The sequence below is a fragment of the Curtobacterium sp. NPDC089991 genome, assembly GCF_044748425.1.
Taxonomy (GTDB): Bacteria; Actinomycetota; Actinomycetes; order Actinomycetales; family Microbacteriaceae; genus Curtobacterium.
The window spans coordinates 64,884-78,975 of record NZ_JBIVGB010000003.1 but is presented as its reverse complement, the minus strand read 5'-3'; the positions used below and the strand labels follow the sequence as shown (position 1 = coordinate 78,975).

17 protein-coding genes are annotated in these 14,092 nt (G+C 71.3%); 12 read left to right on the top strand and 5 right to left on the bottom strand.

The features are described 5' to 3' along the window. Nucleotides 1–7 precede the first annotated feature (7 nt). Nucleotides 8–958 (bottom strand): helix-turn-helix domain-containing protein, encoded by a 951-nt coding sequence (locus ACIPV1_RS09735; RefSeq protein ID WP_111084859.1) that lies wholly within the window; start codon nucleotides 956–958, stop codon nucleotides 8–10. 254 nt (nucleotides 959–1,212) lie between these two features. Here ACIPV1_RS09735 and ACIPV1_RS09730 point away from each other — a divergent pair, with 254 nt between their 5' ends. The 9 genes from ACIPV1_RS09730 (at nucleotide 1,213) to ACIPV1_RS09690 (ending at nucleotide 9,007) form a co-directional block, all read left to right on the top strand. Next, nucleotides 1,213–1,434 carry a hypothetical protein gene (locus ACIPV1_RS09730; protein WP_123939081.1) on the top strand — a complete coding sequence of 74 codons (222 nt, stop codon included), beginning with the start codon at nucleotides 1,213–1,215 and terminating at the stop codon, nucleotides 1,432–1,434. A gap of 81 nt (nucleotides 1,435–1,515) precedes the next feature. Further along, nucleotides 1,516–1,677: a hypothetical protein gene (locus ACIPV1_RS09725; protein ID WP_159573320.1), complete on the top strand. Its 162-nt coding sequence runs from the start codon at nucleotides 1,516–1,518 to the stop codon at nucleotides 1,675–1,677. 49 nt (nucleotides 1,678–1,726) lie between these two features. After that, nucleotides 1,727–2,323, top strand: a complete 597-nt coding sequence (locus ACIPV1_RS09720) for a TetR/AcrR family transcriptional regulator (RefSeq protein ID WP_123939082.1) — start codon at nucleotides 1,727–1,729, stop codon at nucleotides 2,321–2,323. A 56-nt stretch (nucleotides 2,324–2,379) separates the two neighbouring features. Then, nucleotides 2,380–4,011: a long-chain fatty acid--CoA ligase gene (locus tag ACIPV1_RS09715; RefSeq protein WP_123939083.1), complete on the top strand. Its 1,632-nt coding sequence runs from the start codon at nucleotides 2,380–2,382 to the stop codon at nucleotides 4,009–4,011. Nucleotides 4,012–4,023: 12 nt separating this feature from the next. Then, nucleotides 4,024–5,043, top strand: coding sequence for a glycosyl hydrolase family 18 protein (locus ACIPV1_RS09710; protein WP_123939084.1), 1,020 nt, complete (start codon nucleotides 4,024–4,026; stop codon nucleotides 5,041–5,043). Between the two features lie 148 nt (nucleotides 5,044–5,191). After that, nucleotides 5,192–6,043: an alpha/beta fold hydrolase gene (locus ACIPV1_RS09705; RefSeq protein ID WP_123939085.1), complete on the top strand. Its 852-nt coding sequence runs from the start codon at nucleotides 5,192–5,194 to the stop codon at nucleotides 6,041–6,043. Beyond that, nucleotides 6,036–6,644, top strand: a complete 609-nt coding sequence (locus tag ACIPV1_RS09700; RefSeq protein WP_123939086.1) for a TetR/AcrR family transcriptional regulator — start codon at nucleotides 6,036–6,038, stop codon at nucleotides 6,642–6,644. The genes ACIPV1_RS09705 and ACIPV1_RS09700 overlap by 8 nt, the downstream gene beginning before the upstream one ends. 93 nt (nucleotides 6,645–6,737) lie before the next feature. After that, complete coding sequence (locus ACIPV1_RS09695) at nucleotides 6,738–8,450, top strand: putative Ig domain-containing protein (RefSeq protein ID WP_123939087.1); 1,713 nt, start codon at nucleotides 6,738–6,740, stop codon at nucleotides 8,448–8,450. A gap of 65 nt (nucleotides 8,451–8,515) precedes the next feature. Next, on the top strand, nucleotides 8,516–9,007 hold the full coding sequence (locus tag ACIPV1_RS09690) for a VanZ family protein (RefSeq protein ID WP_123939088.1): 492 nt from the start codon (nucleotides 8,516–8,518) through the stop codon (nucleotides 9,005–9,007). Between the two features lie 48 nt (nucleotides 9,008–9,055). Here ACIPV1_RS09690 and ACIPV1_RS09685 read toward each other — a convergent pair whose 3' ends face one another. From ACIPV1_RS09685 to ACIPV1_RS09670, 4 genes are all read right to left on the bottom strand, one after another. Next, the gene (locus ACIPV1_RS09685; RefSeq protein ID WP_243649836.1) at nucleotides 9,056–9,412 is read right to left on the bottom strand and encodes a GntR family transcriptional regulator; all 357 of its coding nucleotides are present in this window, start codon (nucleotides 9,410–9,412) and stop codon (nucleotides 9,056–9,058) included. Further along, a complete protein-coding gene (locus tag ACIPV1_RS09680; protein ID WP_260155065.1) occupies nucleotides 9,409–10,332 on the bottom strand; it encodes a hypothetical protein in 924 nt (307 codons plus the stop codon). Before ACIPV1_RS09680 ends, ACIPV1_RS09685 begins: the two co-directional genes overlap by 4 nt. 92 nt (nucleotides 10,333–10,424) lie before the next feature. After that, nucleotides 10,425–11,687, bottom strand: coding sequence for an MFS transporter (locus tag ACIPV1_RS09675; RefSeq protein ID WP_185094278.1), 1,263 nt, complete (start codon nucleotides 11,685–11,687; stop codon nucleotides 10,425–10,427). 159 nt (nucleotides 11,688–11,846) lie between these two features. Further along, complete coding sequence (locus ACIPV1_RS09670) at nucleotides 11,847–12,479, bottom strand: SGNH/GDSL hydrolase family protein (protein WP_260155073.1); 633 nt, start codon at nucleotides 12,477–12,479, stop codon at nucleotides 11,847–11,849. On the opposite strand from ACIPV1_RS09670, the gene ACIPV1_RS09665 reads away from it, so the two are divergent. Genes ACIPV1_RS09665 through ACIPV1_RS09655 form a run of 3 tightly spaced genes read left to right on the top strand, consistent with a single transcriptional unit; the run spans nucleotide 12,379 to nucleotide 14,071 of the window. Continuing rightward, nucleotides 12,379–12,801, top strand: coding sequence for a hypothetical protein (locus ACIPV1_RS09665; RefSeq protein WP_123939091.1), 423 nt, complete (start codon nucleotides 12,379–12,381; stop codon nucleotides 12,799–12,801). The two genes, ACIPV1_RS09670 and ACIPV1_RS09665, sit on opposite strands and share 101 nt — an antisense overlap. A 38-nt stretch (nucleotides 12,802–12,839) precedes the next feature. Continuing rightward, complete coding sequence (locus tag ACIPV1_RS09660; RefSeq protein ID WP_123939092.1) at nucleotides 12,840–13,775, top strand: hypothetical protein; 936 nt, start codon at nucleotides 12,840–12,842, stop codon at nucleotides 13,773–13,775. Further along, entirely contained in the window at nucleotides 13,772–14,071 is a 300-nt protein-coding gene (locus ACIPV1_RS09655; RefSeq protein ID WP_123294686.1) for a Dabb family protein, read from the top strand. The genes ACIPV1_RS09660 and ACIPV1_RS09655 overlap by 4 nt, the downstream gene beginning before the upstream one ends. The last annotated feature ends 21 nt before the right edge of the window (nucleotides 14,072–14,092 follow it).

The window sequence follows — 14,092 nt, the reverse complement described above, 5'->3', positions numbered from 1 at the left end:
CGGGGTGTCACGCCCGCCGCATCGTGTCCCGGGGGTACTCGCCGTGGCGCTCGAGGTAGGCGGCCGAGAACCGACCAGCGTGGGCGAACCCCCACTGCCGGGCGACGTCGGCGATGCTCGTCCCCGCCGGGTCGGCGTGCACGAGCTCGTCGCGCACCCGGTCGAGACGGACCCCGCGCAGGTAGCCGTTCGGGCTCACCCCGAGCTGCCGCTGGAACGCCTGCTGCAGGGCACGCAGGCTCAGGGAAGCCACCTCGGCCAGGTCGGTGCTCGTGATCGGCAGGTGGGCGTGCTCGTGCACGTACTCGACGGCCCGGCGGATGTGCGCGTTGCGCGGGAGCAGGAGTTCGTCCGGCAACGTGGCCGAGACGACCGGGTACAGCTCGAGCAGCGCCAGTGCCCCCAGCCGGCCCATCTCGGCCTGCAGCAGCGGTGAGACCTGCCGGTCGAGCACCGTGTGCGAGATGAGCTTGACGGTGTTCCGCCACATCGTCACGGCCCGGTCGTCGGGCTGCACGGTGTGGTCGAGCTGCACGCCGCCCGACGCCGCGCCGCGCTCGCCGGCGACCTCCTCGAGCGATGCCCGGTTGATCTGCACGAGACGCTGGTCGTAGTCCTGGTACGTGAACGCGGCGCCGTCCTGCGGCCACAGCTGCGGCCGGCCCACGGCGCTCACGAGGCGGTCGTCGCCCTCGCCGATGAAGCCGGTACCCCGGGTGATCCACTGCACGACGAAGTCGTCCGACGGCGTCATGACGCCGTCGAGGTGCCCGTCGAACCGGATCGCGCGCAGCGTCATCGTCGAGTCGCCGACCGCCGAGTACCGGAAGGTGAAGGGCTGCGCGGTCGTCTCGGCGCGCCACTCGGAGGCGTCGTACGCCCCGACCAGGAAGTCGCGTGCTTCGTCGACGTCGGCGGACCGGACGTCGTCCTGCACGCGAGCTCGTTCGTCTGTCATCGGTTCACCGAGAGCAGTGTGACCGAACGGACACGCGTCGTCCGTGTCGCTGTCCGAGAAGCGCTACCGACGATCGTCGTCGCGTGGACCGGATGCTCCTGGCGACGGGACGATGTCCGGATTTCGACCGCCGGGCCGCTCCCGACATCCGCGATCCGTCGAGTCATCGGTCCTGGCGCGCACCGACGACCCCGCTGCTCGTACGGTCGTGTCATCCAGCGGCAACGGGCCGCTCAGGAGAACACGAGGACGACATGACCGCCGTGACCGCAACTCCGGTCCACCCGATCAGCGCACCCAAGCAGGCATTCGAAGCGACGTCGGCGTCCGGCCGACGCAACCGCCACCGCGGCGGCTTCAGCGAACTGCGGGACGCCCAGCGACAGCGCACGCTGCAGATCGCCGCGGTGAGCACCGGCATCGTCTCGGTGAGCGTCCTCGCGTCCGCCGCCGCCGTGCTCGGACTCTCCGCGTGATCCGCGAGGGATCCACGTTCGAGGACGTCCGCACCCAGGCCATCGACATGACCGCACTCTTCGCAGAACAGGAACGCCACGATGCTTGACCAGAGCACGCTCGAGCAGCTCCGCAGCAACCCGGTCGAGTGGCGCCGACGGGGCTTGACCCCGCCCGCCGACCTCGACGAGATCGTGCAGGCCCGTCTCAGTGCGCACATGGGTCACGCCGACCCGTCCTACGCGGACTTCTTCGCATCCTGAGCTCTCGACCGCCGTCCGAACCGATCGATAGGGTGATCCACACTTCCCCATGACGCTCCTCACACTCACGCCCCCGGCCGTCGAGACGACCGCGCAGCGCACCGCATCCAAGGCCGCCGACGACCTCTTCACGGCACACGGCGTGATCCCGGTGCGCTTCGAGGACGTCGCCGCGCACGCGGGCATGAGCGTGGACGAGCTGACGGCGGCCTACCCGTCCAAGCAGGCGCTCGTGGTGGCGGTCCTGCGACGCTGGCACGGCGCGTGGCGTCGAGCCCTGGACCACATCGCCACCACCTCAGCGGATCCCCGCGACGAGATCCTCGGCATCTTCAACTACCTCGAGGAGTGCTTCGCGGACGAGGGGTGGCGCGGCTGCGCGTTCATCAACGGACACGCCGAGCTCGGACGCCAGGACCCGGAGATCGCCGCGCTCGCAGCCGAGCACTTCCGCGACGTCGAGAGCCACCTCACGTTGCTGTGCACCCGTGCGGACATGCCGGCGCACATCGCCGAGACCCTGTCGCTGCTGGTCGAGGGAGCCCGGGTGGAGTCAGCCGTGCAGGGCTCGGCGAAGCCCGCCCGGAGCGCGCGGCTCGGTGCGGCCATGATCATGTCGGTGTTCGAGGAGCGCACGACGTTCTGACCGGCGGCCGGACGTATGATCCGGGGAACCACTCGTCACCGAAGACGGAGACCGGAATGACGCGCACCGAGCCCACCACCGCCGCTCACCACGGCACCCCCAGACCGACCCGAGCCACCGCCTCGGTCGCCGCGATCCTGGCCGAGTCCGCCGCGCGGTACCCGGACGACGTCGCCGTGATCGTCGGCGACCACCGCACCACCTACGCCGAGCTGTGGTCCGAGACCCTCGCCTACGCCGGAGCGCTCCGGGCCCGCGGGGTCACCGAGGGATCGCGCGTGGCGATGCTCGTGCCGAACGTCGCGGACTTCGCCCGCGTCTACTACGCAACCCTCGCACTCGGCGCCGTCGTCGTCCCCGTCCACGCGCTGCTCAAGCGGCGCGAGATCGAGTACCTGCTGCAGGACAGCGGCGCCATGCTGCTCGTCTGCGCTGCCCCGCTGCTCGCCGAGGGCGCAGCCGGTGCCGAGCTCGCCGGCGTCGACGTCATCACCGTGCTCGCACCGGCCGACCACGACGACCACGACGGCCACGACGGCACAGACCGCCTCGAGGCCCTGGCCGCGGCAGCCGAACCCCTCGACACCTACGTCCCCCGCGACCCCTTCGACACCGCGACGATCCTGTACACGAGCGGGACCACCGGCAAGCCGAAGGGTGCAGAGGGCTCGCACTTCGCCCTGCTCGAACAGGTCAACACGAACCTGATGAGCACCTTCGACATGCACCGCGGCGACGTCCTGCTCGGGGCACTCCCGCTGTTCCACACGTTCGGTCAGACCTGCACGATGAACACCGGGTTCCGCGCCGGTGCCACCATCGTGATGCTCCCGAAGTTCGACGGCGACGCAGCACTGTCGGCGATGGTCGAGCACGGCTGCGAGATCTTCATGGGGGTGCCGACGATGTACATGGCACTGCTCGACGCCGCGACCCGCAACGACGCCCGCCCGGACCTCCGCTACGCGATCTCGGGCGGGGCGTCGTTGCCGTTGGCCGTCCTCGAGCGGTTCCAGTCCGTGTTCGACGCGCCGATCCACGAGGGCTACGGCCTGACCGAGACGTCACCCGTGGCCACCTTCAACCACGTCGGCCGAGCGCCCCGACCGGGGACGATCGGGACGCCCGTGTGGGGTGTCGACGTCGAGATCGCCGACCCGGCCACCCCGGACGCGATCGTGCTGCTGCCGCACGGCGAGATCGGCGAGCTCGTCATCCGCGGGCACAACCTGATGAACGGGTACCTGGACCGGCCGGAGGACACCGACGCGGCGATCGTCGACGGGTGGTTCCGCACGGGCGACCTCGGCACGAAGGACGACGACGGGTTCCTGACGATCGTCGACCGCACGAAGGACATGATCATCCGCAACGGCTACAACGTGTACCCGCGGCAGGTCGAAGAGGTGCTGGCGACGCACCCGGACGTCACCATGGCGGCGGTCTTCGGCGTCCCGCACGAGCTGCACGGCCAGGAGATCGAGGCCGCCGTGGTGCTCCGTGCCGGTGCGACCGTCAGCCCCGACGCGCTCGTCCGCTTCGTGTCCGACGAGATCGCGGCGTACAAGTTCCCGCGGGTCGTGCACGTGGTCGACGCCCTGCCGCTCGGACCGAGCGGCAAGGTCCTGAAGCGGACGCTGGTCGAGCAGTTCAGCACACCGGTCGACGCGGCGACTGCTCCGGCCTGACACACTCGGAGCGTGATCACCAGGCCGCGTTCCGCCCTCCTCGCCGCTGTCCTGACCGCGGGCCTCGTCCTGACCGGCTGCACCGGCCCCGCGAACGCCGAGTCCGGCACACCCGACTGGTTCGACGTCACGGGCTTCCAGCCAGAGGGGGCGGACCCCGCGCTGATCGACGCCAACGCATCGGCGATGGACGTCGTCGGCGTCGACGGGCTGCTGCTGAGCCGGACCGGCACGCGCGTCAGCACCCCCTCCCGCGAGGCGAGGACGCAACGCAACCGGGCGCACGCCAGCGGGCTCGAGGCGCAGCTGCTCGTCAGCAACTACGCCGACGGCGACTTCAGCGAGCCGATCGCCCGGAGGATGCTCCGGTCCCCCGCCAACCGGTCCCACGTCGTCCGCGCGCTCGCGACCGACGTGCGATCCGGCGGGTGGGACTCGGTCATGATCGACCTCGAGGCGTTGACCGCAGCCGACACGGCGGGGTTGACGGCCTTCGCGCGGGAGCTCCGTGCGGCGGTCGGCGACGACGTCCGGCTCGACATCGCCCTGTCGGCGTCGACGACCGCGGCCGGGTACGCGCGCATGGGGTACGACGTCCGCGCACTCCGCGCTCCGCTGGACCACCTCACACTGATGGCCTACGACCAGCACGGCCCGTGGGAGCCGGACGCACCGGGGCCGGTCGGGTCGTTGCCCTGGGCGTCGAAGTCCGCCAGGGCGCTCGCCACCCTCGCGCCCGCCGACCAGATCGTGCTCGGCGTCGCCGGGTACGGCTACCACTGGAAGGGGCCGCGACCGGCGGGGCAGCTGTCCGACGACCAGGCCCGTCGTCGCGTCCGGAAGGCCGGCATCACCCCGACCTGGAACGCGACAGCGGGCGAGTGGACGGCGACCCTGCCCAGCGACGAGGTGCTCTGGTGGTCCGACGCGCGGTCGCTGCGCGAGCGCGTGGCCCTCGCCGAGCGGCTCGGCCTGACCGGGGTCGCCGTCTGGTCCCTGGACCTGTCGGACGCGCTGGACACGGTGCACTGACGGCGACCGACGAGCGGACGGGAGGCCCGGTGCGGGCCCGCCACGGGCCTCCCGTCCGCCGCCGCACGACGCAACTGCCGTGGCGGGCTTGACAGCGTCGGCTAATGGTCTTAGCTTCTAGCTAACACACTTAGCCATGGAGGCAGTCATGCTCGAACACCTGCGCACCGACGAAGGCACCATCGCGTACGACGTCAGCGGCGACGGACCGCTCGTCGTCCTCGCACACGGCATGGGCGACAGCCGGCACGCCTACCGGTTCCTGGTCCCCGAACTCGTCGCCGCCGGCTACCGGGTGGCGAACGTCGACATCCGCGGGTGTGGCGACTCGAGCACGGGATGGGCGTCGTACCAGCGCGCCGACATCGCTCGCGACCTGGTCGCCGTCGTCCGGCACCTCGGCGGCCCCGCGGTCATCGTCGGGCAGTCGATCAGCGGCGGGGCGGCCACCATCGCCGCCGCCGATGCCCCCGACGTCGTCACCGGCATCGTCGAGCTGGCACCGTTCACGCGGAAGCAGTCGTTCGACCTCGGCGGCCTGCTCCGGAACCGCCACCACCGCGCCGGCACGCTCCAGCTCGCCAAAGTGATGACGACCGGGAGCCTGACCGGCTGGCTGGCCTACCTGGACCTCGCCGTGCCGACGAAGCCGACCGACTGGACCGAGGAACTGGGCCGCATCGAGTCGACGCTGCAGCAGCCGGAGCGGATGGCGGTGCTGCGCGCGATGACGAAGACCTCGCCCGCCGACGCCGGTGCACGGCTGGCGGACGTGCGGTGCCCCGTCCTGGTGATCGAGGGCAGCGCCGACCCGGACTGGGCCGTCCCGCGTGCCGAGGGCGAGCGGGTCCTGGCCGACCTGCCCGACGGGCTCGGCGAGCTGGCCGCCATCGACGGTGCCGGCCACTACCCGCACACCGAGAGCCCGACCGAGGTCCTCGCACTCGTGCTCCCCTTCCTCGGCCGCACGCTCGCGCCGGTCGGCGGCCACCGTGGCTAGGGCAGGACTCGACCCCGCCGCCGTCACCACCGCCGCGGCGGGGCTGGCCGACGAGATCGGGCTCGCACGGCTGAGCATGAGCGTCGTCGCCGAACGGCTCGGCGTGAAGTCGCCGTCGCTGTACAAGCACGTCGACGGACTCACCGACCTGACCCGCCGGATCGCGATCCTCGCCGCGAACGAACTCGGCGACGACCTGCGCGACGCGATGCAGGGGCTCGCCGGGCGCGATGCCGTCGAGGCGGCCGCGCAGACCGTCCGCCGGTACGTGCAGCGGCACCCCGGTCGGTACGAGGCGACGGTCGGGATCCGTCCCACCGGGCCGGACGACCCGTTGGCCGTCGCCCTGGAGCGCACCCTCGCCTCGTTCGCAGCGGCGCTGCGCGGCTACGGGCTCGACCCCGCCGACGAGGTGCACGCGCTCCGCCTGCTGCGCAGTGTCCTGCACGGCTTCGCGACCATCGAGACGTCCGGTGGGTTCCAGATGCGCACCGACGTCGATGCGAGCTTCGAGTGGATCATCGCGTTCCTCGACCGGGGGTTCTGCGCGACGACCGCCGCCCCCAGTCATGGTCACGATCCGGACTCCCCGTCGGTCTGAAGCGGTCCCAGGCCCTACGATCCGAGGACGCCTGAGCTTTCTCGGCTGATCCACACGATCCGGCACCCGACCGGACACGATCCAGGGGGACCCGTGCGCCACAGCGCCTCCACCGTCCGACGCGCCTGCGCCGTCGGCACCACCGCAGCCCTCGTCGCGCTGACCACGGGCCTCGGCCTCGTGACCGCGACGGCCGCCCACGCCGAGCCGGCGAGCGACCCGGCGGCGTCGACCGCGACGTCCGCTCCCGCGGCGACCGACGCCCAGGCGTCGACCGCTTCGCCGACTGCGGATCCGTCCGAGCCGGCCGCTGCGGAGCCGTCCGCCCCGACGTCCGCGACGCCGTCGCCCGATGCTGCGCCGACGACCACCGAGCCGTCGAGCGACGCCTCGACGCCCACGGCGTCCGAACCGGACCCCACAGCCGCCGCCCATCCCTCCGCCGCAGTGCCCACCGCCACGCCGTCACCGACCTCGGCGCCGACCGCGCAGCAGGCCGTCGACCCCGCCGTCACCATCACCGGCGACACGGAGGTCGGTTCCGTGCTCACCGCCGTCCCCGTCGGCTTCGACGAGGACGGGGCGTTCCGGTACGTCTGGACCCAGGCCGGTTCCACCACGGTCCTGGCGACGAGCGGCTCGTACACGATCGATGCGGCGCAGGCCGGGGAACGGGTGTCGGTCCAGGTCACCGGTGCCCTGCCCGACGGATCGACGGCGACCGTGACGGCGACCTCGGCCCCCGTCACGCAGGACCCGGTGTTCGTCGACGCCGCGGGCACGCCGATCGCCGAAGGGGCAGACGCCGGAGACCCGCTCGCCCTCGAGACGACCGCTGGCGACCCGTTCTCGTACACCTTCCGGGCGCAGGGCTCCCCCGCCCCGACGTACGCGCTCGCCTGGTACGACGGCGACGACGACGGCGACGTCGTCATGACGAAGTCGCAGGCAGCAGCACTCTCCGCGGGCACCGCCAGCGACTCCGGCTGGACGATCGGGTTCGGGTTCCAACCGGACGACACGGACGAGGAGTTCGGTCCGGACATCCAGCTGCCCGACGGCATCACCTTCGACGCCGCCACCGGTGAGCTGAGCGGCACCGCCACGACGGCGTCCTGGTACCAGTTCGCGATCACGGCCACGAGCGGTACCGAGTCGGTCACGCAGTACGTCGAGCTGACCGTCGACCCGGCCGCCGCGTACGGCGTCCAGGTCTTCACCCTCGACGCGGCGTCGATCGACGCGCCGAAGAAGACGATGTGGATCATCGGCACGGACGGCACCGTCCTGACCGTGAAGCTCACCATCGACGAGGACGGCTCCTTCGGGGGTCTCGACGTCGTGGACGGTGGACGTCCGACCGTCGCGCAGGGCGGAACACTCGTCGTCTCCGGCAACCTGGTCGACCGCTTCGGGAACCCGATCGACCCCGCCGACGCGGACGGCAACCCCGTCTGGACGCCGATCGTCAGCTCGGACGTCGCCAGTGACGTGATCGCGCCGTACACCGAGTTCGACGCCGAGAGCGCTGTCGGCGTCACCTTCCCGCACGCCTCGACGCACACCCTGACCGTCGGCGGCGAGGGGCTGCAGAGCACCTCGTTCTCGGTCGACGTGCGCCCCACCGTGCCGACGGTGTCGACCGAACCGACGGTCGCCGTCGGGGGGACGACCCCGACCACGGGGCAGCTCGCCTACACCGGTTCGGACGCCACCGGCGCCCTGCCGTGGGCGGTCGGCCTCGTCCTGGTCGGCGCCGGCCTGATCGGCGCACGCGCAGTGCGCCGTCGTCGCGCCGCGCTCTGATCCGACACCCCTGAGGGACGGGAGGCCTGGTGCCAGCTGGCACCGGGCCTCCCGTCCGGAGATCCATGCTCTCGACCCTGCTCATCGAAGTACCGTGGCTCGCGTTCGGCGTGCTGATCGCGGTCATCGTCGTCGCGCCCGTCGTGGGCGTCTGGCTGGCGCGCCTGCCGCGGCTCACCGCCGTGCTGTTCGGCCTCGCCGTGGTCGTGGCGCTCGCGCTCACCATGTCTCCCGACGGCGCTCCCCGGTCCGACGTCACCTGCAACGTCGGGCTGCCGTACCTGGCGCCGACCGCGGTCGAGTCGACGGCCAACGTGCTGTTGTTCGTGCCGGTCGCGTTCCTGGCCGGGGTGCGGTGGCGGCGCCCGGTCCTCGCGGCCGTCGGCGCCAGCGCGTTCTCCGTCCTCATCGAGGTCGTCCAGGCGGTCCTCCCCGTGATCGGTCGGGCGTGCGACACGAGCGACTGGATCACGAACACCATCGGCGCCGTGGTCGGTGGGGCACTCGCCGCCGTCGGCGTGCTGTGGGCACGTCGGCGCGTGGCGCGGGTCAGCTGACCCGGGCGAGGGAGCAGCCCGAAGGCACGGCGCACCGTGTCGGCACCGTCAGCGCCGACGTCCTTCCCACATCGACGCGACGGTCGCCAGGAGCGCGTCGAGTCCGACGTCGCCCCGCACCGATTCGACCATCTGCGCGACACTCGCGACGACTGCATCGGACACTGCCTGCGTCTCACGGACCGTGGTCCCGCGCCCGCGGCCGGTGGCGATCAAGCCGTCTGCCTCGAGCTGCTGGTAGGCCCGCGCGACCGTCCCCGGGGCGACGCGGAGGTCGCCGGCGAGCTGTCTGATCGACGGGAGCCGCTCGTGGGCCGTGAGCTCACCGGACCGGATCGCGTCGGCCAGCTGCTTGCGGACCTGCTCGAACGGTGGCGTCGGGTCATCGGCGCTGAGGGTGATCACGCGGCGACCGCCCCCGTCGCGATCAGGCGGGCTGCCGTCACGGCTCGGACGACCGCCGCGACGGCCGTGACGACGCCCGCGAACGCGACGACGACTCCAGCCAGGACCACGACCATCCCCAGCCGCGCCACCACCGTTGCGGCCCCTCCGGCCAGACCGGAGTCGAGGTGCAGCGCGTTCATCAACGGCAGACCGGCCGCCGAGAGGAAGACCGCCGCGGTCAGGAGTGCAGCGGCAGTCCCGACCAGTGCGACGACCTGCCCCGCACGCTGGCGCAGCGCTCCGTCCGCTGCATCGAGATCCGGCCAGGCCGCCGCCGGGGTCACCGCGATCCGCCAGAGCGACGCCCACACCCCGGCCGAGAGCAGCGCGATGCCGAGGAGCGCCGGAAGGCCGAAGTACCAGCCGGGGAAGAGGTAGGGCCCGTCGCCGGCGGGGCACTGCATCGGGAACACGCTCGTGCACAGCCACCGCCCGTCCGGCGCGGGAGCCGATCCGAGCCCCGCAACCAGGACGATGCCGACGGCACATCCGACCGCCCACCAGAGACGCCGCCACTGCTGCGGAAGCAGGGCACTCCGTGCGGACCGTACGTGCAACGACGCGGAGCGGTGCGCCGTCGCGCCGTCGATCGCGACGGCGGGGATCGCGGCGAAGACGAGGAGTGCGACCCCTGCGCCGGCGCTGGGCCCCACGAAGAACGACACGCCTTGCAGCGCTCGTGCGTTCGTCCCCGCGACCGCACAGGCGACGAACACGGCCAAGCCGACGACGAGGCTCACGACCACCCGGACCAGGAGTGCCCGCTGCGCCACCACCACCGCTGCGCCTCGTTCACTCGACGAGGACCGGCGGAGCCGGAGCCATCCGGCCAGCCCACCGACTGCGAGTGCTGCGACCAGCACTCCTGCGAATCCCACGACGTACTCCATGACCCCTCCAATGTACTGTCCAGAAGGTACAAGCCGGAGCGCCTCTGTGTCAACAGCTCGGTACAAGTTCTTCCGGGCCCTCAGCTGTCTGCGTCACCCGGTGAGGCGATCTGCACCCGGGCAGGCAGGCAGTTCACGGCCGCGCGCCAGCTCCACGCCGCCCCCGCGAACACCAGCACCGTGATCACCCAGAGCAGCCACGGCACATCGGTGTCGAGCAGTCCGAGACCGAGCGGGAAGAGAGCCATCCCGATCGAACTCGCGGTCTGGAACACGCCGATCGCGCGACCCCGCACGCGCGGATGCGGAGCCTCGGCCATGACGGCGTTGGCGGCCGGCAACGCGATCATGTCCGCCGCTGCGAGCAGTACCCCAACGACGGCGACGTAGGACCAAGCCACGGCACCGTCCAGCGGCGGGAGGACGATGAGCGGAAGCGCGGTCAGCGCAGTGAGCAGGGCGCCGACCGCGACCAAGGTCCCGCGCCGGAACCCGACGACCCACCGCGTGACCGAGGTCTGGAAGACGGCACAGAGCGCGGTGGCGATGGCGAACTGCATGGGTGCCACCGCCAGCGGCATGTGCCACTGCTGGACGAACAACACACTGAGGGCGACGTTCGGGAGGACCATCGCCGGGCCGATGAGGAACTGCCCGAGGGTGATGAGTCGCATCGAGCGGTCCGCGAAGAACTCCCGGATCGTGCCGGACGACTCGTCCGCACCGCGTGGCGGCTGCGGGTGACGTGCCCGTTCGCCGGTTCGTTGTGTGGCGAAGACGACCGCCGCCGCGACACTCGTGACCACGTTCGCGAGGATGAGCCAGCGGAGTCCGTCCTGCCCCTGCGCGAGCGTGACCGCCGCGAGGATCGCCCCTGAGCCGAGGGCTGCCGCCTTGATCGCTTCGAGGAACGCGAACCACCGTTCGAACGGTCGCCCGTCCGCGAGGTCGTGGACGTAGGCAGTCCACGACGTCCAGTACAGGCGCTCGGACGCGTTGGCGAGGAAGATCGCGACGAACACCAAGACCGGGTCGTGCGCGATCAGATAGACCGCGAAGCCCGCGGCGGACATCAGGTTGTTGACGATCATCGACACCTTCGCGCCGAGGCGATCAGTCACCACCCCGCCCAGGAGACCGATCGGCAGCGCGACGAGGGATGCCGCCGTCGACAGCAGACCGATGACCGTGAGCGGTAGGTCGGTGGTGAGGGTGAAGTAGACGATCGTCAGCGGCAGCGTCAGGCCGGCGCCGACAGTGTCGATGAGCACCGCGAACGTGACGAAGCGGTGTTCGGAGAGTGCTGAGCGTGCAGCCCGGAGTCGGGCAGAGGCGAAGAACACGAAGGATCCCAGGAGTCATCGCGACGCAGAGCCGTCGCGGGCGTGCAGAAGGATCGCGAGCGGGTCGCTCGCGATGCGATTGCCTGCGCGGGTGCGCTGGCTCAGTTCTGCGTTGCCATGACTCCGGTGTGATGGTCGGACGTGCGCCGTCCGATCAGGCTAGCCCTTCGCACCCTCCACGGCGATGTGGATGGCCTGCTGCATACGGACCGCGACCTTCTTCGACATCGCGACCGTCGGGTGGACACCGTCGTACGTACGGCTCGACGGCCATCCACCGTTCAGCTGCCGGTCCGCCGCCCACGGGTCGACGAACAGGTAGCCGTGGGTGAGTGCGTAGTTCTGCAGGTCACGGTTGAGGATCTCGCCCTGCTTGCGACGGTCGATGCGCTTCTTGCCGTACTTCGTGATGTTGGACGGAGCGATCGCGGCGATGACGACGTGCCGGGCGCCGATCTTCGTCACGATCTTGCCGATGTTCTGCTGGATGCTCTTGCTGCTGTAGGCGTACCGGAGGTCGTTCGTGCCGGCCATCACGACCAGGACGTCAGCGTCCTTCGCCGACGACCGGGTCAGGATCCGCGGCGTCGTGGCACCGCCGATGGCCGTGCCGCCGATGTTCGTGAGCGTCTTGTCGTTCATCTGCCGCATCCACGAGCCGTCCATCGCGGTCAGCGAGTCCCCGGCGTAGGTGACGGAGATCGTCGACGGCGTGGGCTTCGGCGTCGCGCTGGGCTTCGGGGTCGCCGTGGGCTTCGGAGTAGCCGTGGGTTTCGGGGATGCCGTCGGCACCGCGGGCGCGGACGGCGTGACGGGAACCGGGGTCGAGGCGGTCGGCTCGGAGGTCGGGGCCGGCGCGTCCGTCGCGGTCGGCGTGGCGGTCGGCGTCGCGATCGGTGCCTCGACGGCGGTGGCGGTGTTCGGGATCGCGGCGAGCAATGCTCCGGCGATGACGACGACCGAGGTGGTGGCGGCGATGAAGGGCAGGCGGGAAGGGCGCGGGGAGTGCGGCAACGTGAGCTTTCGTCTAGGTACGATCCCCTTCACCTTATTGGAAGCGAGGACATGTCATCATCCCCAACGCGGGGGGTGGATCACGATCCACATCGGCTAGGGTTGTCACGAGCCAACATTCACTGCGGAAGGTGTGTCATGCCCCTCGACGATGAAGCCCCGGGTCGCGTGCTCGCACCGGGCCAGACCTGCCGGATCCGGATCTGGCACCGAGCCGATCGCAGCGTGACCACCGTGCACGAGTCCGCCGAGCGGCTCTACGAAGCGCCGAACTGGACCACCGACGGCCGTCTCGTGCTGAACGGCGACGGGGTCCTCTGGACGATGCCGGCCGACGGCGCCGCAGCTCCGGAGCACGTCGCGATCGAGGGCGTCCCGCCCCTGAACAACGACCACGTGCTCGATCCCGACGGCGTCACCGTGCACGTCAGCGCGAACGACTTCCACATCTGGAGTGCCCCGCTCGCCGGCGGCGCAGCGACCCGGGTCACCGCGGACGACGGCGGTCTGCACTTCCTGCACGGCGTCAGCCCCGACGGCTCCGAGCTCGCCTACGTCCGGCTCGACCCGTCCGGTGACGCCGTCTGGGCCTCGGGCACAATCCGGGTGATGGGCGTCGACGGCAGCTCGGACCGCGCCGTGACGACGGACCCCTCCGCGGCCGACGGCCCGGAGTGGACGCCCGACGGCGCGTGGATCCTGTTCAACACCGAGCAGTTCGAGTCCGCACCGGGGCACGCGCAGATCGCCCGGGTCCGACCGGACGGCACCGGGATCGAGCAGCTCACGGTCGACGAGCACGTCAACTGGTTCCCGCACCCCGCCCCGACCGACGACGCCGCCGTCTACCTGTCCTTCCCGCCCGGCACCGAGGGGCACCCGGCCGACGAGCGCGTGCGGTTGCGCCTCGTCACCGGTGACGGATCCGTCAGCGCCTGGGGACCCGAGGTCTGGCAGGCAGCCGAGACCATCGTCGAGCTCGACGGCGGGCAGGGCACCCTCAACGTCAACGGGTGGGCTCCCGACGGGTCCGCCTTCGCCTTCGTCGACTACCCCACCGGAGAACCCGCATGATCGTCCACACCGTCTGCTTCACGCTCGTCCACGCCGCCGGCTCCCCGCACGAGGCAGCGTTCCTCGAGACCGCCCGCGACACCCTGCCGGCGATCCCCGGCGTGCAGGACTTCACGGTGTCCCGCCAGGTGTCCACACAGAGCGACTTCCGGTTCCAGTTCTCGATGGCGTTCGCCGACCAGGACACCTACTCGGCGTACGACGCACACCCCGCGCACCAGCGCTTCGTCGCCACCCGTTGGGCGGACGAGGTCGCATCGTTCCAGGAGTTCGACTTCGTCCCCCTGCCCGCCTGAGCGAGTGCGGGTCGCGAACGC

Excerpts from the sequence above, each read along its gene's own strand:
- ACIPV1_RS09725 (WP_159573320.1), top strand. The coding sequence starts at position 1,516 with ATGCTTGACCAGAGCACGCTCGAGCAGCTCCGCAGCAACCCGGTCGAG.
- ACIPV1_RS09735 (WP_111084859.1), bottom strand. The coding sequence starts at position 958 with ATGACAGACGAACGAGCTCGCGTGCAGGACGACGTCCGGTCCGCCGAC.
- ACIPV1_RS09730 (WP_123939081.1), top strand. The coding sequence starts at position 1,213 with ATGACCGCCGTGACCGCAACTCCGGTCCACCCGATCAGCGCACCCAAG.
- ACIPV1_RS09715 (WP_123939083.1), top strand. The coding sequence starts at position 2,380 with ATGACGCGCACCGAGCCCACCACCGCCGCTCACCACGGCACCCCCAGA.
- ACIPV1_RS09655 (WP_123294686.1), top strand. The coding sequence starts at position 13,772 with ATGATCGTCCACACCGTCTGCTTCACGCTCGTCCACGCCGCCGGCTCC.
- ACIPV1_RS09690 (WP_123939088.1), top strand. The coding sequence starts at position 8,516 with ATGCTCTCGACCCTGCTCATCGAAGTACCGTGGCTCGCGTTCGGCGTG.
- ACIPV1_RS09720 (WP_123939082.1), top strand. The coding sequence starts at position 1,727 with ATGACGCTCCTCACACTCACGCCCCCGGCCGTCGAGACGACCGCGCAG.
- ACIPV1_RS09660 (WP_123939092.1), top strand. The coding sequence starts at position 12,840 with ATGCCCCTCGACGATGAAGCCCCGGGTCGCGTGCTCGCACCGGGCCAG.
- ACIPV1_RS09705 (WP_123939085.1), top strand. The coding sequence starts at position 5,192 with ATGCTCGAACACCTGCGCACCGACGAAGGCACCATCGCGTACGACGTC.